This window comes from Lichenifustis flavocetrariae (assembly GCF_026130545.1).
In the GTDB taxonomy this organism is placed as follows: domain Bacteria; phylum Pseudomonadota; class Alphaproteobacteria; order Rhizobiales; family Beijerinckiaceae; genus Lichenihabitans; species Lichenihabitans flavocetrariae.
Genome location: NZ_JAMOIM010000012.1, coordinates 95,775 through 117,183, shown reverse-complemented (window position 1 = coordinate 117,183; position 21,409 = coordinate 95,775). Strand labels below are relative to the sequence as shown.

Annotated in this window: 19 protein-coding genes; 5 read left to right on the top strand and 14 right to left on the bottom strand. The window is 64.5% G+C overall.

The window, feature by feature from the left end; translation table 11 throughout:
• The first annotated feature begins 63 nt into the window (after positions 1-63).
• Positions 64-1,644 (top strand): phytoene desaturase family protein, encoded by a 1,581-nt coding sequence (locus tag M8523_RS18290; protein ID WP_282586334.1) that lies wholly within the window; start codon positions 64-66, stop codon positions 1,642-1,644.
• The gene (locus M8523_RS18285; RefSeq protein WP_428350838.1) at positions 1,641-2,213 is read left to right on the top strand and encodes a MarR family winged helix-turn-helix transcriptional regulator; all 573 of its coding nucleotides are present in this window, start codon (positions 1,641-1,643) and stop codon (positions 2,211-2,213) included. Before M8523_RS18290 ends, M8523_RS18285 begins: the two co-directional genes overlap by 4 nt.
• Before the next feature lie 120 nt (positions 2,214-2,333).
• Here M8523_RS18285 and M8523_RS18280 read toward each other — a convergent pair whose 3' ends face one another.
• The 10 genes from M8523_RS18280 to M8523_RS18235 form a co-directional block, all read right to left on the bottom strand.
• Entirely contained in the window at positions 2,334-3,566 is a 1,233-nt protein-coding gene (locus M8523_RS18280; RefSeq protein ID WP_282586333.1) for a glycosyltransferase, read from the bottom strand.
• A 213-nt stretch (positions 3,567-3,779) separates the two neighbouring features.
• Entirely contained in the window at positions 3,780-4,694 is a 915-nt protein-coding gene (locus M8523_RS18275; protein ID WP_282586332.1) for a glycosyltransferase family 2 protein, read from the bottom strand.
• 1 nt (position 4,695) lies between these two features.
• A complete protein-coding gene (locus M8523_RS18270; RefSeq protein ID WP_282586331.1) occupies positions 4,696-7,077 on the bottom strand; it encodes a tetratricopeptide repeat protein in 2,382 nt (793 codons plus the stop codon).
• Positions 7,078-7,251: 174 nt separating this feature from the next.
• Positions 7,252-7,776: a hypothetical protein gene (locus M8523_RS18265; RefSeq protein ID WP_282586330.1), complete on the bottom strand. Its 525-nt coding sequence runs from the start codon at positions 7,774-7,776 to the stop codon at positions 7,252-7,254.
• A 282-nt stretch (positions 7,777-8,058) separates the two neighbouring features.
• On the bottom strand, positions 8,059-9,915 hold the full coding sequence (locus tag M8523_RS18260) for an MGH1-like glycoside hydrolase domain-containing protein (protein WP_282586329.1): 1,857 nt from the start codon (positions 9,913-9,915) through the stop codon (positions 8,059-8,061).
• A 28-nt stretch (positions 9,916-9,943) separates the two neighbouring features.
• Positions 9,944-10,996 (bottom strand): ABC transporter ATP-binding protein, encoded by a 1,053-nt coding sequence (locus M8523_RS18255; RefSeq protein ID WP_282586328.1) that lies wholly within the window; start codon positions 10,994-10,996, stop codon positions 9,944-9,946.
• Complete coding sequence (locus M8523_RS18250) at positions 10,983-11,762, bottom strand: ABC transporter permease (RefSeq protein ID WP_282586327.1); 780 nt, start codon at positions 11,760-11,762, stop codon at positions 10,983-10,985. The genes M8523_RS18255 and M8523_RS18250 overlap by 14 nt, the downstream gene beginning before the upstream one ends.
• The gene (locus M8523_RS18245) at positions 11,759-12,652 is read right to left on the bottom strand and encodes an ABC transporter permease (RefSeq protein ID WP_282586326.1); all 894 of its coding nucleotides are present in this window, start codon (positions 12,650-12,652) and stop codon (positions 11,759-11,761) included. The genes M8523_RS18250 and M8523_RS18245 overlap by 4 nt, the downstream gene beginning before the upstream one ends.
• A 28-nt stretch (positions 12,653-12,680) precedes the next feature.
• Positions 12,681-13,760 (bottom strand): ABC transporter substrate-binding protein, encoded by a 1,080-nt coding sequence (locus tag M8523_RS18240; protein WP_282586325.1) that lies wholly within the window; start codon positions 13,758-13,760, stop codon positions 12,681-12,683.
• A 251-nt stretch (positions 13,761-14,011) separates the two neighbouring features.
• Positions 14,012-15,532: an FAD-dependent monooxygenase gene (locus M8523_RS18235; protein ID WP_282586324.1), complete on the bottom strand. Its 1,521-nt coding sequence runs from the start codon at positions 15,530-15,532 to the stop codon at positions 14,012-14,014.
• Between the two features lie 424 nt (positions 15,533-15,956).
• Between M8523_RS18235 and M8523_RS18230 the strand changes: the two genes are divergently transcribed.
• Positions 15,957-16,553 (top strand): cysteine hydrolase family protein, encoded by a 597-nt coding sequence (locus M8523_RS18230; protein ID WP_282586323.1) that lies wholly within the window; start codon positions 15,957-15,959, stop codon positions 16,551-16,553.
• Between the two features lie 3 nt (positions 16,554-16,556).
• Here the strand turns inward: M8523_RS18230 and gluQRS are convergent, their stop codons facing one another.
• A complete protein-coding gene (gene gluQRS, locus M8523_RS18225) occupies positions 16,557-17,474 on the bottom strand; it encodes a tRNA glutamyl-Q(34) synthetase GluQRS (RefSeq protein ID WP_282586322.1) in 918 nt (305 codons plus the stop codon).
• Here gluQRS and M8523_RS18220 point away from each other — a divergent pair.
• Both M8523_RS18220 and M8523_RS18215 read left to right on the top strand, forming a co-directional pair.
• Entirely contained in the window at positions 17,458-18,177 is a 720-nt protein-coding gene (locus tag M8523_RS18220) for a DNA-3-methyladenine glycosylase family protein (RefSeq protein WP_282586321.1), read from the top strand. The two genes, gluQRS and M8523_RS18220, sit on opposite strands and share 17 nt — an antisense overlap.
• Positions 18,178-18,240: 63 nt before the next feature.
• Positions 18,241-18,924 carry an alpha/beta hydrolase gene (locus M8523_RS18215; RefSeq protein ID WP_282586320.1) on the top strand — a complete coding sequence of 228 codons (684 nt, stop codon included), beginning with the start codon at positions 18,241-18,243 and terminating at the stop codon, positions 18,922-18,924.
• A 60-nt stretch (positions 18,925-18,984) separates the two neighbouring features.
• Here the strand turns inward: M8523_RS18215 and M8523_RS18210 are convergent, their stop codons facing one another.
• From M8523_RS18210 to M8523_RS18200, 3 genes are all read right to left on the bottom strand, one after another.
• A complete protein-coding gene (locus tag M8523_RS18210) occupies positions 18,985-19,290 on the bottom strand; it encodes a DUF2218 domain-containing protein (protein ID WP_282586319.1) in 306 nt (101 codons plus the stop codon).
• A 91-nt stretch (positions 19,291-19,381) separates the two neighbouring features.
• Entirely contained in the window at positions 19,382-19,612 is a 231-nt protein-coding gene (locus M8523_RS18205; RefSeq protein ID WP_282586318.1) for a DUF3072 domain-containing protein, read from the bottom strand.
• A gap of 375 nt (positions 19,613-19,987) precedes the next feature.
• Positions 19,988-21,235 (bottom strand): TIGR03862 family flavoprotein, encoded by a 1,248-nt coding sequence (locus M8523_RS18200; RefSeq protein ID WP_282586317.1) that lies wholly within the window; start codon positions 21,233-21,235, stop codon positions 19,988-19,990.
• Positions 21,236-21,409: the final 174 nt, after the last annotated feature.

The following is a 21,409-nucleotide window of genomic DNA, read 5'->3' as shown; positions in this document are numbered from 1 at the left end:
GCCGCGCGAAAACTTGCATTGTCATAGGCCTCTTCTACGATGCCTGCCATCGTGAGGGGCGCCATGGCCGAGGTCGATTACATCGTCGTGGGAAGCGGCATCAACGGCCTCGTCTGCGCCGCGCTGCTGGCCCTCAAGGGCCGCAAGGTGATGGTGCTCGAACGCAACGACCGCATCGGCGGCTGCATTCGCACCGAGGCCATCACGGCGCCCGGCTTCATCCATGACGTGATGGCCACGACCTTCGTGCTCTTCATCACCTCGCCGGCCTATGCGGCCCTGGCGCCGGAACTTGAACGGCGGGGTCTGGCCTTCGCGCATGCCGAGGTCCCGACCGGCGTGTTGCGGCCGGACGGCCGCCACCTCGTGCTGAGCCGGTCGCGCGACGCCAACCGGGCCGCCTTCGAACAGTCGGCGACTGGCGACGGCGCGGCGTTCGAGCGCGAAATGGCCGCCTTCGGGACCAATGCGGGCCTCGTCTTCTCGGTGCTGGGCGGCCAGCTCTGGTCGCGCGCCATGCTGCAGACAGTCGCAAAGGAACTCTGGCGGCGCGGGCCGCGCGGCTTCGCGGCCTTTCTGGGGGAAGCACTCGTGTCGGCCCGTGCCCATCTCGAAGGCCGCTACAAGTCGCCGCTCGTGCGCGACCTCTTCGCCCCATGGGTGCTGCACACGGGCCTCGGGCCGGAGAGCGCCTATTCGGGCGAGATGATCAAGGTGATCGGCTTCGCGCTCGAAGCCGCGGGGGCACCCATCGTCAAGGGCGGCGCGCAAAACCTGCTCGACGCTTTCGGGCGGCTGATCCGCGACAAGGGCGGGGTGATCACGACCGGCGCAGATGTCGTGCGGGTCGACCGGGACACGAAGGGCCAGGCGAGCGGCGTTACGCTCGGCGACGGGCGAAGTTTCGCTGCCCGCCAGGGCGTCATCTGCTCGATGTCGCCCGAGCGGCTCTATCGCGGATTGCTTGCAGGCGCCGACCTGCCCGTCGAGATCACCGAGGGCCTCGGCCGCTACCGCTACGGCAAGGGCAACATGCAGATCCACTATGCCCTCGCGCACCCGCCACGATGGCGGGGCGAAGGGCTCGACAAGGTGGCGCTTCTGCATCTGACACCGGGGCTCGACGGCGTCTCGAAAGCCGCCAACGAGGCCGAGCGCGGCATTCTGCCGGCCGTGCCCACGATCTGCGTCGGCCAGCCCACCGCGCTCGATCCGTCACGCGCCCCCGAGGGCAAAGCCGTACTCTGGCTGCAATTGCCGGAAGCCCCGCGCGAGATCAAGGGCGATGCGGCCGGCGAGATCGCGCCGCCGGCGGACGGCCGCTGGACCGGGGCCATCCGCGAGGCCTATGCGGATCGGGTCGAGGCCGTTCTCGCGCGCCACATCGACGGCTTCAAGGAGAGCATCCTGGGCCGCCGCGCCTATTCGCCGGCCGATCTCGAAACCCTCAACGTCAATCTCGTCGGGGGCGATCCCTATGGCGGCTACTGCGGCCTCGACCAGTTCTTCCTGTGGCGTCCCTTCAAGGGGACGGTGAACCACCGCACACCGGTGCCAAGACTCTACCACATCGGCGCCGCCACCCATCCGGGCCCCGGCCTCGGCGGCGGTTCGGGCTACCTGCTTGCGAAGTCGTTGCCGTGAGCCGGACGCCGCCCGAGCCCAAACTCTCGACGACTCCGCCCTCGCGGGAGATCCGGCCTCCACGGACGCCCGAGCGGCCACCGCGCTCCGCGATCGGACTGAGCGAAGGTGGACAAGCCATCCCGGCCATCGGCGAGATCGGCCTCAACCACTTCGCGCCCTACCTGCTCAACCGCCTGTCGGCGCAATGGAACGCGGAGTTGCAGGACCTGTTGCGCGACCTCGGCCTCAGCACGACGAAGTTCCGGGCGCTGGCGGTGCTGACCGTCGCGTCCGGCATCACGGTCAACGAACTCGCCGTCTTCGCCGTGACCGAGCAATCCACCATGAGCCGCACGCTCGACGCGCTTGAAGACCAGGACCTCATCCGCCGCCGCCCCAAGGCCGATGACATGCGGGTGCGCGAGGTCTTCATCACGGAAAAGGGCCTGACGCTCTTCTCAACGATCTGGCCCGACATCTACGGGCTCTATGCGCGGTTCTTCGCCGGCGTGGACGAGGCGGAGTTCCGGGGGTTCGTGGCGACGCTGCACAAGGTGATGCGGAATACGCGGGGGACGGACGGGTGAGACATGCGCTTACAGCGGAATGGTCCTTCCCAACATGCGCTGAAGTGGAACCTTACCCAACACACCCCAGGGATTGCCGAGATCGACCCGATAAAATCGAAGGCGCCGGTCGCGACAGGCTCACCCGCCGGCCGGCCGGTCTCCGGACGCCGGGGCGCCGCTCAGGGCCAGGGTCGGGGGAACGAGGCGATCGTAGACGCCGAGATATTTCGAGACTTCACGCCCCCAGTTGAAGCTCGAATCTGAGATCTTCTTCGCGGCCCGGCCGACCCGGTCCCGTTTGTCCGCGTCGACCATCAGGCCCAGGCATGCGCGCGCGAGCCCATCGGGCTCCGGGCTGTCGGCGAACACCGCCCCGTCCTTGAGGAGACGTTGGGTTTCCGTCAATGGGTAACCGACGCTCGGAATGCCGAGCGCACTATACTCGAAGACTTTGTTCATCGAGATCTTGTCATTGTAAGGATTGACAGGATCCGGGATGATGCCGATCTCGATGGCACTGAGATGCCGCAGCAGGCTCTCTCCAGAGAGATAGCCCGTGAAGGTGATCGACTCGGCAATGCCCAGTTCGTCGGCCAGCGTCTTGACGCGCGGCAGCGCCGGCCCGTCGCCGATGATCAATCCCTGGAAATCCGTCTGGCCGTAGGTCGTCTTGAGGAGGTGCAGAGCCTTGACCATGTGGTCGACCCCATCCTGCTCGCCGATGATGCCGATATAGCCGATGACGATGGAGCGGCCGTTTCGCACCGCGGGATCGGGCTCGACCCGTCTTATATGGCTCCGATCCGGCACACCGTAGACCGCCACCACATCGTCGGGCTTCTTGCCGCCACGCGTGATCGCGATATCGCGAAACGTGCCATTCGCCGAAATGACGAGATCGGCCGATTTGAAGGTCAGCCATTCCATCAGGCGAAGAACCGCATGGAGCGGCCCCTTGCGGTTGAATTTGGCCACGAACAGCTCGGGCGCGACATCGTGATGATCGAATACGAAGCGTTTGCCGAGCAGCTTGAACGGCAGCGCCACAAGGAAGATCAGATCGGGCGGGTTGCAGGCCTGGATGACGTCGAAGCCTTCATGCCGCCAGACTTTGATGAGCAGCCGGAATTCATGGAAGAGTGCCGAGCTATATTCGGCCAGAAAGCCTTTCCATCCGTCGGCTTCCATATAGAGCGGATGCCGGTAGATGCTGATGTCGTCGATCCGCTCGAACCGGGCGGGGTACTTCTCCGTCGCCGGGCAGATCACCGAGACCTTCCAGCCCGCGGTTCGGAGAGCTTTGGCCTCCTGCCACACACGCCGGTCAAGTGGAACCGGCAGGTTTTCGACGATGATGACGCAAGATCGCAATGCTACCTCTCGATCGGACACCCGCTTCACGTGTTATGTAACGTAGCGGAAGCTATTGTCAAAAACGAAAGATGCGGCGTTGTTCACGATGTCGTCGGCATTTGTGCTGCCGGTCGACATCCTCGGAAGCACAACTATACAGCAAAATGCATAAAATCAGCCCCACTTTTTGGACTTGCAGTCGCCGTGGAACAAAGCCGAACCCGGTGCCGATCAGAAGGCGACGCGATGCGCCTCGATGAAGCGCCACCAGCGTAAGCGAATAAGGACCGCCAGCGCTTTCCAGCGATCCTGCGGCTGAGCGACCCTCGGGCTTCGGGCGGCCTGAAGGGCCGCGAGGGGCAGCGACAACAGCATGAGCCAGCTGCGGATAATCCAGCGCCGACGGCCGCCTTTGGCTTCCGCCGCCAGCGCGAAGCCTTCGGACGTCAGCCGCTTCCATTTGCGGGTCAACTCCTGCCAGTCGCGGCGCGCCGGATGTTCGACCACGGCATCGGCCGCGTAATGCCAAACATACCCTTTCGCGGCAGCGCGGCGGCCCCAGTCGTAATCCTCGGCGACGCCGGTGCGAAAGCCGCCGACATCCTCGAACACGGCCCGTGTGGTGAAAAGATTGGCCGTAACCGAGAACTTCTCCTCACGGATGTAGCGCTCGTTGTTGAACGCGAAGACCTGTTCGAAGGCCTCGGCTGGCGTCACGGCCTCGCGGTTCGCTACGGAGACGTCGACCCGTCCACCCACTAGCGCATGGTGGTCGAGCGCCGCCAAGCCGGCCGCTAGCCACGCGGGATCAGGACGGCAGTCCGAATCGAGGAAGGCGAGACGCGGCGCCTTGGCAGCCCGCACGCCCGCGTTGCGCGCCTCCGCAGCACCCTGAATGGGCGCATTGATGAGGTGAACGTCACGGCACACGGCCTCAAGCTGCGAGCGGTCGCAGCGTGAATTGTTGTCGGCGACAATCACCTCGAACCGGTCCGGTGCCATCGTCTGGCTGCGCAATGCCGCGAGGCAGACACCGAGGTTCAGGAGATCGTCATAGTGCGGGATGATGACCGATATTGCGGGTGCATCTTGCGACGCCGCATCACCTACTCTGTCGATTGCTCCGAGGGTGTTTCCATCCGCCACGTCAGGTAGCCGAAAGTGAACGCGCCTCTTCGGACCCTGGAAACGTCAGCCCTTTCAGAGAGTCAAGAAGAGCCAATCCAGTTGACCGGTCTCCCAACGCGAGAAGGACCGCTGCGAGATGAAAGCGAATTTGAGGCGTTTTGCTTTCACGAGCGTTGATCCGCGTCAACAACAGCCGAGCCTCCTCGAAACGACCCAGGCGATAATCAAGCCATGCGATGGTATCGACGATCGATGGATTGTTTATAGCTTCAGATCCACTCAGTCGTGCACGTGCATCAGCCAATACCTCGATGTTGGTGGATTGACGATCCGCCACCAGACTCCCGTAATTGTTTGCTGCATCTATTGATAATGGATTGGCGTCCAGCGCTTCTTTATAGCTTGCCTGCGCCGCCTTGGCGTCTCCTGCAGATTCGTCAATCCAGCCCCTGAGCACCAGAAGTGCAGATCGCGAAGCACCTGCGGCGAGTCCCGACGTGATCACCCGTCTCGCCTGATCGTATTGGTTCTTGCCCAGAAGAACCCCGACGTAAGCAGAATAGAAGTCGGCTGTCTGAGGAGACAGGCGCACAGCATTTGCAAAGGCTTCGTCTGCCTTGTCGACATGTCCTGCACTCGCCTGCAGTGACATGGCGGTGATCCAAGCTTGTGGCTGGATCTCTCTCTTAAGAGCCGGTGTGCGCTGAGCAAGAAATTGCGCCGCGTCGCCGCTCTCACCGGCTGCTGTGCTTGCGCGCGCGAAGGCCCCCAAAAGTGAAGGATCAAAGTCTATCTGCGCCCCGATTGCATTACGGTAGACTAGAGCAGCACCAGAGTTGTCGCCTCGCGCTGCACGCATCTGACCGTCGATCAGCGTAGCCGCAAAAGACGACCCAGGGATTTCACGTAACCGGTTTAAAGATCTGGCAGCTTCACCCCAATCCTTACGGTCGATTGCGATCTGGGCATTCACAATCCAGACGAAGGGGCTGTCTGGTCTCCGAAGAGTAACCCGTGCCATCAGGTCGCGCGCGCCTTCCTGGTCGGCAGCATTCTCCAGAAAAGCCGCCAAGGTTGCCTGCGCATTCTCATCGCCGGGTACGACGGCAACAGCCCGGCGGATTGCATCCACAGCAAGCTTTGCATCGCCTTGTCGGAGGTACGCCGTGGCAAGTGCCTGGAATGCACGCCCATTCACGGGATCGTTGCGCACGACTGCCGTCAGATCGGCGATGGCATTTGTGGTTCGTCCAAACCTCGCACTTAAGTCGGCGCGAAACAGGAGCGCCTCAGTGTTTTGCGGGTCGAGGCTCAGGACGGAGTTCAGCTTTGCTTCCGCCAAATCGTAATGGCCGCTGTCCGCCTCGACTTTCGCCAAAGCCACTTCGACCTCTCGCTTCGACTTTCCATCTGGCAACCTCGCTTCAGCCTGAACAAGCGTGGCCTTGCTCTGCTCAAGCGCTCCCTTGCTGCGATAATAACCGGCTAGCGCAAGATCGTAGGTGGAGGTATCCGGGTACAGCGTGATGAGCTTATCGATGTAAGACGCGGCATCATTGCTTTTGCTTGTGCTCGCCAGAAATTTGATGAAAGCAAGCTGCAAGTCTACGTTTGCGGGGCTCGCATCCACGGCGGCCTTAAAGTGAGCAATTGCATCATCGAGCTTGCCGTTGCTGGCTTCGAGATTGGCGATTGCGGTCTGGACAGCAATATTACCTGGAGCGGCACGCACGATAGATCTGAGAGCATCGACCGCTTTCTCGGGCTGGTTCGATGTGAGCAGTGCGGCCGCTTGAACTTGCAGCAAACGGAGGTCATTGGGAGCTTTCGCCAAGCCGCGATTGACTAGGTTCAGGGCTTGCTCAGCATCATGGTTGCGCAGGTCCAGCATAGCCAGGACCGCGAGCGCACGCGAGTTGATAGGGTCTTTCTGAAGTGCCGCATCAGCATCGGTCTTTGCAGGTCCAAGTTGTCCTTGACGTTCCGCGAGGTCGGCGCGCATCGCCAAGGCACTTGCGTTCCCGGGAAAAGAACCAACTGTCGCATTGATGCGTCCGGCTGCGTCTTGCAGTCGATCAGAGTCGAGAAGGATCTCAGCGACTCGCAGCTGAGGTTCAATGAGATGAGCGTCGGGAGCAGCGGCCCTCAAATAGAAAGGTACGGCCGCCTGAAGATTGCCTGCTTCATCCTCGAGACGTGCCAGAGTCAGGTTGACCTGCGGATCTGTCGGGTTTGCCTTGAGGGCGTTTTGTAGCTCCACCCGAGCCTTGGCGATATTCCCTTCGACCACATACTGGTGGGCACGAGCAAGAGTTTCGGCAACATCTTGGCCAGCATTGTTACAGCCGGCTACGAACAGGCTAATCAAAAGAATAGAGCTAATCGATAAAACCCGTCTCATTCCTTACGTCACCAAAATTTTACGTCGGAAGAATGGCTTATAACCTTCACTGAATAAAGATTCTATCGGACTTGGAGATTGATGGGATTTAATGAACGTTACGCTTAACGCAAAAAGGCGGAAGCAAAGCTCCCGCCTTTTCTACCCCTGAAGCCTCTTGCCGTTAGGCTGGCTTCACGCCGTGGCGGAAGCCTTCTGAGCCTTCCGGCGCGCAGCGCCGACGAGACCGAGGCCAGCGATCGCTGTCCCAAAAAGAGCCACCGAGGTCGGAAGCGGCACAGACGAAACCGACAACGTTCCAGAATAGCCAGTCGCAGAGCTATTGTTTCCACCGGTCGCCTTGACGCCGACGTAGTATGTTCCAGCTGCCAGCGTGATCGGATCAAGAGTGTAGATCTTGGTGCTCAGCTTGGTGCCGGTCTCGATCACCGACGTGGCCAAAGGCGCGGAAAAAAAGTCAAACGCCGTGATGCTCACCTTCGACGACGCTGTGCTGACAATCCCGTTGACCGTGTAGCTGCCGAGAAGCGGGATTGCGAACGAAAAGAAATCAAACCCGCTCGTCGGCGCCGTTCCAGAGAACGACCCATCGATTGGGCTAACGACCGGATTCGTTGGCGTAGCAAAAGATGCTGCCGTCGATCCTACAACCATTGTCGCAGCAAGAGCCGCCGCGGCCAAAACCGTCTTCATGAACACCTCCGTATGACCCAAATGTAACTTGCGCTGTTGTTTATAGTTCCGTTTGGGAAGTTGTCAACTCCTTGGGCAGTTCCGGAGCGTGCTTTGAGTCGTTCGGTTCAAGAGTGCGTGGTCCAAGGCAGCGGGCTTAAGGTTAAACGGTTAGGGTGAGATGTCACGCCTCCTACAAACACAAGGGCGGTCAACAAATCGTGCCATTGCGGAAGTATCGGACGCGCATGGTGCAATGCACGTTGCATATGGCACGTTACGCAAATTCGCTCGATTATCTGATTTCCCTTATGGCAGTCGAGTGCCGGCGTCCGTCATCATGAAGGGCAGAAGCGAGCCCCAGCCATAGAATCCATCCGTGTCCGGCTGATCGAGCGCCTCACCGCTGTCGGCATTGTAGTTCTCCGGACAGAGCCTCTGGGTCCACGCGCGCTGGAACAGGGCGAAGCTTCGGGCCGCCAAGTCGTCGGCTTCCGCCTGATGCCCAGCCCGCAGCAAGCCGCGCCAGACCCAAAAATTCAGCGGCGGCCAGATGCGGCCGCGCCAGTAGGTGTTGTCCGCAAAGGCCGGATTGTCCCTCGTGACGCCTGGGATGACATAGGGACCGCCAAACGTCGTGGGATCTGTGAGATGCTTCAGAAGGGCGTCGACCTGAGCCGGCGTTGCCGCGCCCGCCGCCATGGGAAAGAAACTGGTTGGCCCCAGGCTGCGCACGAAAGCGCCGGACCAGAGGCGATTGGCGAAGATCTGCCGCGTCTCGTCCCACAACACCGATCGAATTCTTTCGCAATGCTGCGTTGCGCGCTCAGCATAGCGGCGAGAAGCGTCCGGATTGCCAAGCTCTTCGGTGATCTTGCCTAGCATCTCCGCGTCGAGCGCCAGCAGGCTGTTCAGGCCGACATCCATGCAGTCGAGCGTGCGGGTCTCCGGATCGTAGCGCGCCTCGTCGTGGATCGGCGCATTGTCCATCGACGATTCATTGCGGGCGCCGAAAGACGTCCCCTTATATAGGCCTTCCCCGACGTCCGACGTGCCGTAGGACACGAGGCCGCGGCCCTTAGGGTCGCGGTTCGCCCACCACCAGGCGTGGTTGCGCTCCAGGCTGTCGCGCATGAGCTGCAGAATGGGCTTCGATCCGGTCTGCCGGTAGATCGCCCAGGTGATGAAGGAGGCGATCGGCAATTGGGTGCGGTCGACCCAGGCGTCGTTGGCGGTCACCAGACAGGCGAAATTGCCCTGCGGGGTCGCGCTCGCCAGCACGGCCATGAGGTTTTCGCGGGCGACCTCGGCATCGAAGAGGCTGGTCATCAGGGCCGCGAAGAGTTGGTCGTTCAGCCAGACCCCGAAGCCGCCGAATTTGGCCTGGTTCCAGTTGCGGCTGATCGACGTGTAGGGACGGGCATTGATCTCGTCCCAGACCGTGTTCCAGGCCATCACGTCCCGCACGGCGTCGAGCGCGCCCGCGAAGGGACCCTCCTGGGCGGGCGGGGTCGGCGGCGGCTCGGGCGCCGCGAGCAGCGCTTTGGCCCGGGCGACGGCAATGTCGGCCCGGTCGGCCACGGCGGCCGCGAAACGGTTGCCGCGGCTCATCTCCAGGTTGAAGCGGAGCGCCAGCGCGGGTGCCTGTGTGGCCCGCGCGCCGAGGTGGAAGTAGCCGTGCTGTTCATAATGGGCCGCGACGGCCTCGATGGTCGGGTGCCCGGTCACTTGCACGGGTGGCTCGGCGGAGACGAGTGCCACGAAACGGTGGCCCACTTTGACGAGCGCCGCGCCCTCCGTCTGGTCCCAGCACACGGGGCTGCCGTCTTCGGCAGACAGGCAGAGGTTGACCCAGAAGCGCAGGCCCCATTCGCCGAGCTTGTCGGCCCGCCAGCGGCCCGCGATGGCGAAGGGGTCGGCCTTGGTGAAGCGCCAATCGAGGGTGGTGCCGGCGTGGGTCAGCGTCAACCCGACATCGCGCGCCTCGAGATCGTGCCGACCGAACACGACGCCGTCGCCAGGCGGGTAGAGCGTGGCCTTGCCGGTGCTGCCCGCATAGGCGAGCGGCGTGAGCCGGACACCGAGGGGCAGGAACACCATTTCGGCGGGCCGGCTCGACCACGTGTACCAGGCACGGTTCGGGGGAATGGTGGCGTGGCGAAGCATCGGACATCCGTGACAACAGCGCGACCGATCAATCGGCGAGCAGAACCGTGTGGGCCGGAGCCCAGGCGAGCCGGACACGGGCGCCGGGCGCCGGGCCGGCGAGATCCCGGTTCTGGCTCAAGACCTTGATCTCGGCACCATCCGAACCGGTGAGCAGAAAGGTCGACACGGCTCCGGCATAGATGATTTCGCGCAAGGTGGCGTCGATGACATTCCCGGCCGGGTCGGGCCCTGCCGACAGCAACGTCATCTTCTCGGGCCGCACCGCGACGGTCACGGCCGTGCCGGGGGCCGGAAGAGCGCCTGCGATGCGGATCGGCCCGGCGGGCGTGTCGATCGCCTCGCCCCGCACCGTGCCGCGGAAGAAGTTGGCATCGCCCAGGAAGGCCGCCGCGAAACTCGTGCGGGGATGCTCGTAGATGTCGGCCGGTGCGCCCTCCTGCACGATGCGGCCCCGGTCGAGGATCGCGACCGTGTCCGAGAGCGTGAGGGCTTCCTCCTGATCATGCGTCACGAAGATCGTGGTCAGCCCGCTTTCGCGCTGGATGCGCTTCAGTTCGATCTGCATATTCTGGCGCAGCCGGCGGTCGAGGGCTGAGAGCGGCTCATCGAGTAGCAGCACGCGGGGCTTCGTCACGATGGCCCGGGCGAGCGCCACGCGCTGCTGCTGGCCGCCGGAGAGCTGCTTCGGCCGCCGCGCATCGAAGCCGGTCAGATGCACCAGTTCGAGCGCGCGACCCACCTCGGCCCGCGCGGCGGCGCCCCGGATGCCACGTCGATTGAGCCCATAGGCGACATTCTGGGCGACCGTCATATGGGGAAACAGCGCGTAGGACTGGAATACCATGCCGATGCGCCGCTTCCACAGGGGGACCGCCGTGACATCGGCGCCGCCGATCACCACGCGTCCGCCATCGGGGGCCACGAAGCCGCCGATGATCCGCAGCAGCGTGGTCTTGCCCGATCCCGAGGGGCCGAGCAGGCTGGTGAAACGGCCTTCGGGGAAGCGCGCGTCGACGGCGTCGAGCACGGAGGCCGCCCCGTAGCGCTTGCTGACGGCCCGGACTTCAACGCCGCTCATCGGCTTCTCCCATGCGGGTCAGCACCGCGAAGACCAGGAACAGCATCACGGAGGCGCCCAGCAGCAGTGTCGAGACGGCATTGATCTCCGGCGTGAAGCCCTTGCGGATCGAGGTGTAGATCTCGACCGGCAGCGTCGACACGCCCGGCGTCGCCAGAAAGTAGGAGACGACGAACTGGTCGAGCGAGACCGCGAAGGCGAAAAGCGCGGCGGCGATGAGGCTCGGGGCGAGCAGCGGCAGCGTGATGGCGAAGAAGGCATGGACCGGCGTCGAGCCGAGGCTCATGGCGGCTTCTTCGAGATCGGACCGCAGGCCCTGCAGCCCCGTGCCGACCACCAGCACCACATAGGGAATGGCGAGTGCCACATGGCCGAGGATCATGGCATGCAGCCCCCGGCCGATGCCGGTCCAATAGAAGAAGACCAGCATGGCCGTGCCGGTGATCAACCACGGGATGGCGATCGGCGGCAGCAACAGGAGCTGAAGCACTGAGCGACCCCGGAACGCGTGGCGCGCCAGCGCCAAGGCCGCCAGTGTGCCGATCGCCGTCCCGAGCACGGCCGTTATCACCGCGATCAGCACGCTGTTGCGGCTCGCGTCGATCAGCTTCTCGTTGCCGGCCAGCGCCGTGAACCATTTGAGCGAAGGCTGCAGCGGCAGCGCATAGAGATCGGACTCGTTGAACGCCATGACGATCATGACGACGACCGGCGCATAGAGAAACACCAGGATCAGCGCGAGCGTCAGGCGGCCGAGAGGGATCATGCGACGGCAAGCCGTTTGCGCAGCACGCCCGAGAAGGCGGCGAAGATCACCAGCACGGCTGCCAGCATCGTGAAGGACAGGGCGGCCCCGAGCGGCCAATTGTAGGCGCTGGTGAACTGGTCCTCGATCACGGTCCCCATCGTGACGCCGATGCGGCCGCCCAGGATGCGCGGTTCCATGAAGGCGCCGATCACCGGCACGAAGATGAGGATCGCGCCTGAGACCAGGCCCGGCAGGCAGAGGGGCAGGATCACGGTCGTGAAGACCGCCGGCGTGCGGGCCCCGAGGCTGCGCGCGGCATCGATCAGCCCGTCCTCGATGCCGACCACCGACAGGTAGCAGGTGAGAATCATGTAGGGCAGATAGGCGTGCACGAGGCCGATCACGACGGCCGGAAAACTATACAGCAGCGACAAGGATCCGGCGCCCGGCCACACCAGGTGAACGGCCTGGTCGAGCAGGCCGCCTTCGCGCAGCAGCATGGTCCAGGAAAAGACGCGGACGAGACCATTGGTCCAAAATGGCAGGATGGTCAGCAGGAACAGGACCTGTCGGGTCCGGCCGCGTGTGGCGCGGGCCAGGGCGATCGCGGCCGGCAGGCCGAGCGCGGCACACAGGCCCGTCGTCCAGAGCCCGAGCTGGAGCGACGTCCAGGCGACGTTGACGAGATACGGCCGATCCACGAAGGCGAGGTAGTTCTTGAACGTGAAGACGAGCGGCTGGCGGCTGCCGAAGGGTGTCGTCTTCAAGAAGCTGAAGACCAGCATCGCGCAGAGCGGCAGGAATACCGTCAGGAGCAGCCAGCCATAGGCCGGCGCCAGCAGGGCCAGGATGCGCCAGCCGCCCCGCGAGGGTTGCGGCAGGGTCGCGCCGGTCGCGGTGTCGGCCATGCCCACGTCCTGCCGCCGTGCGCCTCGCTCAGCTATGCGCGTAGTAGGCCTTCACCTCTTCCCAAAGGTCGTTATAGGCCTGTCGCCGATCGTCGGGCAGGGTGCCCATGAACTGGATCTTCGACAGATACTCGGGCTTGTGGATCTGGCGGTTGAGATCCGTCGCCGGCAATTCGTTCATGGCGGCGCTGTTGGCCGAGGCCGGCGCCCCGGAGCCCGTGACCCAGTCCACATAGAATTTCGGATCGATCATATAGTTGATGAAGGCGAGGCCCTGCTCCTTCTTGGTGCTGGTGGCGGGTAGGCAGAGATTGTCGAGCCAGCCGATGGCGCCTTCCTTCGGGATCAGGAAATCCACGGCAAGGTTGTGCAGTTTCTGCGAGCGGGCCACGGCCCCGGACCAGTAGACCGATATATCGAAGGCGCCGCCCCCAAAAGCCTTGTTCCACTCGTCCTCGCTCGACCAGAGCAGCTTGACGTTCTTCTTGAAGGTCTTCAGCGTGTCGCCGATCTTCTTCATGTCGGCGGGGTTATTGATGTTCTGCCCGGTCAGCAGGGCCGCCATCGCGATCCCCGTGACCGCGTCGTCGAAGAGCGCACACCGGCCCACATAGGCGGGATCGGTGAAGACGTTGTAGCTGTCGACGCCGGTCACCTTGTCCCGTCGCACCGCGAGCGCGTTCATGCCCCAGACCCACGGTACGCCGTAGGTCTTTCCGTCGATCGTGATATTGGGATGGGTCTTGAACGTGTCGGCGAGGCCAGCGGCGTTCGGAACCTTGGTGAGATCGATGGCGTCGATCAGGTTCTCGGCCTGGGCCTGCGAGTCACGTGCCGTGTTGAGGATCGCCACGTCATAGGCGCCGGGATTGGTCCGGAGCTTCGTCAGCATCTCGGGCTCGGCGTTGTAATAATCGTGCTTGACCTCGTAGCCGGTCATCTCCTGGAATTTCTTGACTGCGAATTTCTCGTCGGTGCCGTAGCCCTGCCAGTTCAGCACGGTGATGGTTTTGTCGGCCGCCCGGACCGGGCCGAGGCCCCAGGCGGTCGCCGCGAGGCCCGCTCCCATGGTTTGCGTGAACTGGCGACGATCCAGACGGACAACCATGGTTCCGCTCCTCAAAAAGCAGAGATCATTTGTGTACAAACAACTTCGCAAGACAAACGGCTTGCTGCGCAGCTGTCAAGCTGCAGTTTGACCATAGGGGCTTCCCGCGGTCGGCTCAACCGTGACCGAACGAGGGTGATGTCGCGGTTTGAGGTGTGCATGGGTCGTGAATGGGTGGTTTTAGGACGGTTGGCTTCGGGCGGAGACTGCCTCGAAGCCGACATCGCAGAAGCGGGTTCACCTGCTCCCGATCATTCGCCGAACCATTGCGTCACAGCTTGGCTGAGGGTCGCATTGTCTGGAGCGGCGTCGCTTGCCCAAGCGACGATCCCGTCGGGCCGCACCAACACGGCGCGTAAGCCTAGCCGGTCCTGGGAGTCCCCCGCGACATAGGTGATCCTCGCAGACCGTGGGTTCGCGAGAGCCCCAAGCGACGGGAGAGAGGGATTGAAGTCCAGGAGCAAGCCTTTGCCGTCGCGCATGAGGCTGCCAACCCTCCGCCCGTCGCTCAACGTGAAATCCGGAGCACTGCACCCCACCAAGGGATGAACGCCACCGAGATCGTACCGGAGCGAGACGCCCCAGACGCGCTCGGCGAAGTAGGTTGCGCCGTCGCGCGTCTCGATAAGGTCACGGATGATGGCTCCGAGTGCGCGCGAGCTTCGGCTCGGCCGCATGAGCGCGACCTGGGCACGCGACCAGTCGAGAACGCGCGCACCGACCGGATGCCGTTCGCACTCATAGCTGTCGAGCAGACCGACCGGCGCGTCACCACGGATCGTGGCTGCAAGCTTCCAGCCTAGATTCATTGCATCGCCGAGCCCCAGATTGAGCCCCTGCCCACCCAGCGGCGAATGGATGTGCGCCGCGTCACCGGCCAGCAGCACCCGGCCTTTGCGGTACTCAGTGGCCTGGAAGGCGCGATCGGTCCAAGTGGTCGCGACTTCGAGCTCGGTCACAATGACGTCGATCCCAGAGATCTTGCGCAGCACTGTCGCGATATGCTCGCGTGTGAGCGGAGCAGATCGATGGAAGGCGCCGCCATCGAAGTCGGCTATCCCAATCGTGCCAGGCGGCGAAAAAATGTACATGCCCTCCGCCGTGTAGTGCCGCCCGGGCTTGAGCATGTCCGGGGCGGCCAACTCGACCTGGGCCGAATAGCCGGTGAACTCGGGGTCGGTACCGGTGAAGCCGATACCTGCCGCCTTGCGGATGACGCTGCGCGCGCCATCGCAGCCGACGAGCCAGCGGCCTCGGAACGTCTCTTGGCCTGCTCGAACGATGATAACCTTGTCCGACTGCTCGAAACCTTCGACTGCGCTGCCACGCAGGATTTTTACACCAGAAGCGTTCGCACGGGCCGTCAAGACGGCTTCGATGCTCGCCATGTCCACGGCGACGTTGCTGATGGGACTGGCGAGCCGATATGGCCAGCGCGCGCTGTCGATCCGGTCGTGAAAGAACTGGATCCCGGCGAAATGGCCGCCGGGCTGGCGCTGCTGCTTCATCCAGTGCGCTGTTCCGGGTGTGTCGCGGCCGACAACACGGTCCCTGATCTCGTCCAGCAGCCCGCGCCGGTCGAAGGTGTCAATGGTTGGTACGGACAGGCCGCGCACGCCGAACGGCGCCCGCTTCAACGGCGAGTCCGGGTCGCTCGCCTGTTCGAGGACCAGCACCGAGCAACCGGCCGCCTTCAACTCGCAAGCGAGAAACAGGCCGACTGGACCCGCGCCGGCGATGAGGACATCGTAAAGATCGGTGGGGATAGGCATCGTCAGGCTCCTATGTCGATGTTCGACCGGAGCGTTTCCCGAAACTGAAACCCGCACGGACGAACAGTCGGACGCGCATGGACGTCCTTTGTTCGTCGTGGGGATCTCCAGCGCGAGGCCAAAAACCAGAGCTTTCGTTACCGAAAGGACTTGGGCTTACCAAACCAAGTCTGCCTTTTCCGACGTCACATGATAGCGCGCTGGCGAATGGGCCGCAACAGTCACGCGGCGGCAGGTAAGAGCATTTCGATCTCAGCGGGATCTGATTACAGATACAGCACAGCGTTTACAGACCGTCTGGCGTGGACCGACAGCGACCGGTTGACCCTCGTTACCTTGAAACTGAGGACATGACTTGAGTGGGATGCAAGGCTCCGAACCTGGATCAATTCCGCTTCAACGGATCAATCAGGAGAATCATACCTTGGAGCCTCTGTCGTCCAACACCCTGCACGTCGTGATCGATATGCAACGGCTGTTCGCCGAGCCGACGGCCTGGCACACGCCGACGCTGTCGGGCATCGTCCCGGCTGTGACGCGGCTGGCGCGGGCGCATCCGGCGCGGACGCTGTTCGCCTGCTTCACGGTGCCGCGCGAGGCCGAGGCCGCGCAGGGCCGCTGGGTGGACTATTACCGGCGCTGGTCGAGCGTCACCGGCGAGAGGCTGGCGCCGGGCCTGCTCGATCTTGTCGCGCCCCTGGCCGAAATCGCGTCGGCCGAGATGATGTTCGAGAAGCCGACCTATTCGATCTTCGGATCGCCCGCGTTCGAATCGCATCTCGCCCGGCATCGCATCGACACGCTGGTGCTGACGGGCGTCGAAACGGATGTCTGCGTCCTGGCGAGCCTCTTCGACGCCGTCGACCGAGGCCTGCGGGTGATCGTGCCAGTCGATGGGGTCACGAGTTCGTCGGAGGCGGGCCACCGCGCCGTCCTCGACACGCTGCTGCCCCGTCTACCCGAGCAGGTCAGCGTGTCGAGCATCGACGCCGTGCTCCGCGCCTGGCCTGAAGAGGCCTGACACTTACCAAGTGGGGTCGAACCCGAGGGCACGCCGCAGATCGGAGGCGCTCTCCCCAGTGGCGCGGCGCGCCCGCAGGGTCGGCGCGGCCCGGCTTTTCGCGAGCTTTTCGCCCGATGCGTCGCAGATCAGGCGATGGTGATGATAGACCGGTGCCGGGAGCCCAAGGAGGACCTGCAAGACGCGATGCAGACCCGTTGCCGCCAACAGATCCTCGCCGCGCACCACGTCGGTGACGCCTTGCGCCGCGTCATCCACCACGACCGAGACATGATAGCTCGTCGGGATGTCCTTGCGGGCCAGCAGCGCGTCGCCCCAGCGGGCTGGCTCGGCGGGGATCCCCATGGGTGCCCCGCCCTCGCGATATTCGACCCAGTCGAGGCCGGGCGGCAGGCGGTCGAGCGCGCGCGCGAGATCGAGTCGGAGCCCGGCCGGAGCCCCCTGGGCCGCCAGATTGTCGCGTTCGGCGGGCGTTCTGCGACGGCAGGTTCCGGGATAGAGCGGCGAGCCGTCGGGGTCCCGCGGCCAACCGGGTTTGCCGTCAATCGCCTTGGCGATGTCGCCTCGCGTGCAGAAGCAGGGATAGACCAGGCCCTCGGCTTCAAGCCGTTGGAGCGCCGCACGATACAGTGGGAAGCGGTCGGATTGGCGCGTCGGCGGCGGGGTCCAGGCGACGCCGAGCCAGGCGAGATCGGCCAGCGCGGCCTCCTCGTAATCCGGCCGGCACCGTGCCCTGTCGATGTCCTCGAAGCGCAGCAGCAGCATGCCGCCCCGTTCCCGGGCAAGCCGGTCGTTCATGAGGGCCGAATAGGCATGGCCGAGATGCAGGAAGCCGTTCGGCGACGGCGCGAAACGGAACAAAGGCGCTTGAGCGCCACCGATGGGCATGGGATCGGGGGAGGCCATGCAGGTGCTTAACATGTCGCGACACCAGAACCATCCGGGCCACGGCACTGGCCATGCCGCCCCTCTCCGCCTGACCACCGAGGCGGCGCTCGACACCGGGCTCAATGGCCTCGCCCGCGTGGATCCGGCGGGATCCGCGGCCATGACGGCGCTGGCGGGGCGGCCGGCGCTCCGGGCCAACCGCAGCGGCTTCGAGGGGCTTGCGGCCACCATCGTGGCCCAGCAGGTGTCGACCGCGAGCGCCGCCGCCATTTTCGCGCGGTTTGCCGTCGCCCTCATCCCGCTGACCCCCGAAACCGTGCTGCGGGCCGAGGTCGACCTGCTGCGCGGCTGCGGCTTGTCGGCGGCCAAGATCCGCACCCTGCGGACCGTCGCGCAGGCGATCGCGGACGGCGCGCTGCCGCTCGACCGGCTGGCAGACCTGCCGGTCGACGACGCCCATGCGCGACTCGTCGCGCTGAAAGGCATCGGCCCGTGGACCGCCGATGTCTTTCTCCTCTTCTGCCTGGGTCACCCGGATGCGTTCCCGGCCGGCGATCTGGCGCTCCAGGAGGCGGCCCGGCTGGTGTTCGGCGGGGACGCGCGCCCCAGCGCCCGCGACCTCACGGCGATGGCGGAACGCTGGCGGCCCTTCCGCGGTGTCGCGGCCTATCTGCTCTGGGGCTGCTACCGGGCGCTGCGCGGAGCACGGGCCACCCCGGTCCCGACGGCATCTTGACCATCACGCCATGATCGGAGGACAAGCGCGCCATATCTCTGCGCGTCACTTGGGAGTATCGCCATGGCCGCCCGCATCGACGGACCGCGACTTGCCGCCAAATCGCGCACGCCGCGTCAACTCGTGGTCTTTCTGCATGGCTATGGGGCCGACGGCAACGACCTGATCGAAATCGCACGACAGTGGCAGCCCTGGCTGCCCGATGCCGAGTTCGTGGCGCCGCACGCGCCCGACCGCTGCAGCCAATCGCCGACAGGCCGGCAATGGTTTCCGTTGACATTTCGTGATCCAGGCGAGCGCTGGCGGGGCGTCACCGCCGCCCACCCCGGACTCGACGCCTTTCTCGACGCCGAACTGGCACGGCTGTCGTTGGATGACAGCCGCCTCGCGTTGGTCGGCTTCAGCCAGGGGACCATGATGGCGCTTCACGTCGGCTTGCGTCGGCGGGGGCGTGTCGCCGCCATTCTGGGGTATTCCGGCCTCCTGGTGGCGCCGGAGCCACCCGACGTCGATACCGGCGGGGGCGCGCTGCAGAAGCCGCCGATCCTGCTGGTTCATGGCGACGCCGACCAAGTGATCCCGCTCGACGCGCTGTTCCAGTCGGTCAACGACCTTGGCGAGACGGAGGTGCCCTGCGAATGGCACCTGTCGCTCGGCGTCGGCCATGGCATCGATGAGGCCGGATTGCGGCACGGCGGCCTGTTCCTGACGCGCCGGTTCGGCCTGCCGTTTCCCAAGGGCCGCTGAGGAGTCCGGTTGCTACCCTGGGTTGAGCGAAGCCATAACCTGTTCCGTCTGCGATTCGGCTCACGAAGCGGAGTGAACGGCCTCGGTTCCCGACCAGACAATGGCAAGCGTTTCCCGGAAGGCGAAGCGGCTGAGATGCGCGTCGACGACGCCTCCCAGCCGGATCAGGTCGGTGTCGTCCGGACTTGAGAGGGTCATGACCAGCGCATCCGGCTGCGCCAGAAGGCCGAGATCGGCGCCCGGCAGGTGAACCGTGCCGTGATCGGCGTCGAACGTGACGTCGAACCTGTGGTTCCAGTGCTTGCAGAGCTGTTGCAGATACCGGCTGGCATGTTCGGTCGCGACGCGGGCGTAAAGGCTGTTCATGGCGTTTCCAGACATTGTGACGCAACCCTTTTCGAGAGTTGTCGCCCTTCACATCTCACCCGATCGGGACAGGATCATGGCCTTGGAAAGATTAGCGCCCTACCGCTTGCTTCAACGCGTCGATGCGCTTTGAGGCTTCGGCCTTGGTCAACGTGTCGTCGAAGGCCTCCGGGTCCTTGGCCTCTTCGCTCAACGTCTTCAGATACGACGCCTGCGCCCCGGTCATGGGCTCGCCGCCGGTGGTCCAATCGTCCGGGTTCTTTTCGGCGTTCGATCCCGGATGGTCGTCGAGTTTTGGATTATGGGCTGCGGTGTCGCTCATCATCAAGCTCCGTTCACGGTCTGTTTCGGTTCAACGCCGCGCGTGGCATGCTGTTCCACGCCTCACCGACAATATGACTGCCTCCAATCTCGTGTTGAGATCGGCCGCGAACTCGCTCATAGGTTGGTTTCGCACGAGTCGTTTCGGCGTGTCTGGCATCGATCTCGCATCCGCCGTCGCCTTGGCTCCCCCATACATTCAGCTTGCCTTCGTCCATGTTCGGCCCCCGTGTGATCAGACATCCGAACGGTCCTTTGCGGCCGTCTTTGGCCATGCGTTTGCGACGACGCGTGCGCCGTTCCAAACGGACGGCCGTGGCGGCCGTCTCGGTCTACGCGATCTTCAGCCTCGGTCTGCTCGGGCTCTTGGCCCGTCTCAGTTTGGGCTGACGCGTGGCGCGTCCAGGCCTCCAAGCCAGGCCAGGACGCCTTCCGCCGCCGCGACGCCGGTCGCAAAACAGGCCTGCAGCAGATAGCCACCGGTCGGTGCCTCCCAATCCAGCATCTCGCCGGCCACGAAGGTGCCAGGCTGCCGACGCAACATCCATGCATCGTCCACGTCGTCGAACGCGAGGCCGCCGGCGGTCGAGATGGCGCGATCGAGCGGCGCGATCCCGTTGAGGCGCACCGGAACCGCATTGATCCGGGTCACCAGCTCCGGCGCATCGAGGCCGGCCAGTGATCGACCCTCCTGATGGGCGGCCTCCTGAAGAAGCCCGATCGCGGCCGGAGCGAGGTGAAGCGTTCGCTTGAGCGCGGTCGCAAGAGACTCCTTCGGCTTCCGCTTGGCCCATCGCTCGCTGAGCTGCCCGGTCGACAGATCCGGCCGCAGCGCAATGGAGAGAATAGCGCGACCCTGCGCCAGGATCGCGCTCCGCAGCGGTGCGGAGAGCGGATAAAGCGCGCCGCCTTCCAGGCCCTCACGGGTGATCACCACGTCGCCGCGCACCACCGTTCCGTCAAAGGCAAGCGCCACGGATTTGAGCGGTTCGCCCTCGTGCCGCGCGGCGAAGATCGCGGACCAGGGGGCATGGAAGCCGCAATTGGCCGGCAAGAAGGGGTGTACCCCCACCCCGATGGCCTGGAGCGTCTCAGCCCAGGTTCCATCCGAGCCGAGCCGGGGCCAGCTGGCCCCGCCCAGGGCCAGCACCGTCGCGGCGGGGAGTACGCTCACCCTGCCCTCGGGTGTGGCGAACAGGAGATTGCCGTCGGGGCCCCAGCCTGTCCAGCGGTGGCGCAGCGCGAAGCCGACCTGCCGCTCCGTGAGCCGAACCCTCCAGGCGCGCAGCAGCGGCGAAGCCTTCATGGCGACCGGAAACACCCGCCCGCTCGATCCCACGAACGTGTCCTGTCCGAGCCCGCGACACCACTCTCGCAACGCCTCGGGCGGCCAGCGCCTCAGCGCCGCGCTCAGGCGCGGCGCCGCCTCGTCATAGCGGAGGAGGAGGCGCTCCAGCGGTTCGGAATGCGTGAGATTGAGGCCGCCGCGGCCCGCCATCAGGAACTTGCGGCCGATCGAGGGCATCCGGTCGTAGACCGTCACGGCGTGGCCCGCACCGGACAGGACCTCGGCGGCCATGAGCCCCGCCGGCCCGGCGCCGATGATCGCGACAGGGGAAGTCATGCGAAGCTTCCCGGAGACATGGCCGGCGGCGAAACGGGTTCGCAGACGTTCGAGTCCCGTTCACGCGCATGGCAGCGTTGCAAGACCCGGAAGATGGCAGGCCCCGGGAACAGGTTTGTTGACGCCATGCGCGTGGGCCGTGACACTGACATCACATCGGTTCCTTGGCTGCGT

Coding starts and splice junctions, on each gene's coding strand:
- M8523_RS18210 (WP_282586319.1), bottom strand. CDS start 19,290: ATGAACAGCCTTTACGCCCGCGTCGCGACCGAACATGCCAGCCGGTAT.
- M8523_RS18220 (WP_282586321.1), top strand. CDS start 17,458: ATGCAGGTGCTTAACATGTCGCGACACCAGAACCATCCGGGCCACGGC.
- M8523_RS18215 (WP_282586320.1), top strand. CDS start 18,241: ATGGCCGCCCGCATCGACGGACCGCGACTTGCCGCCAAATCGCGCACG.
- M8523_RS18290 (WP_282586334.1), top strand. CDS start 64: ATGGCCGAGGTCGATTACATCGTCGTGGGAAGCGGCATCAACGGCCTC.
- M8523_RS18240 (WP_282586325.1), bottom strand. CDS start 13,760: ATGGTTGTCCGTCTGGATCGTCGCCAGTTCACGCAAACCATGGGAGCG.
- M8523_RS18245 (WP_282586326.1), bottom strand. CDS start 12,652: ATGGCCGACACCGCGACCGGCGCGACCCTGCCGCAACCCTCGCGGGGC.
- M8523_RS18270 (WP_282586331.1), bottom strand. CDS start 7,077: ATGAGACGGGTTTTATCGATTAGCTCTATTCTTTTGATTAGCCTGTTC.
- M8523_RS18205 (WP_282586318.1), bottom strand. CDS start 19,612: ATGAGCGACACCGCAGCCCATAATCCAAAACTCGACGACCATCCGGGA.
- gluQRS (WP_282586322.1), bottom strand. CDS start 17,474: ATGTTAAGCACCTGCATGGCCTCCCCCGATCCCATGCCCATCGGTGGC.
- M8523_RS18260 (WP_282586329.1), bottom strand. CDS start 9,915: ATGCTTCGCCACGCCACCATTCCCCCGAACCGTGCCTGGTACACGTGG.
- M8523_RS18235 (WP_282586324.1), bottom strand. CDS start 15,532: ATGCCTATCCCCACCGATCTTTACGATGTCCTCATCGCCGGCGCGGGT.
- M8523_RS18250 (WP_282586327.1), bottom strand. CDS start 11,762: ATGATCCCTCTCGGCCGCCTGACGCTCGCGCTGATCCTGGTGTTTCTC.
- M8523_RS18255 (WP_282586328.1), bottom strand. CDS start 10,996: ATGAGCGGCGTTGAAGTCCGGGCCGTCAGCAAGCGCTACGGGGCGGCC.
- M8523_RS18200 (WP_282586317.1), bottom strand. CDS start 21,235: ATGACTTCCCCTGTCGCGATCATCGGCGCCGGGCCGGCGGGGCTCATG.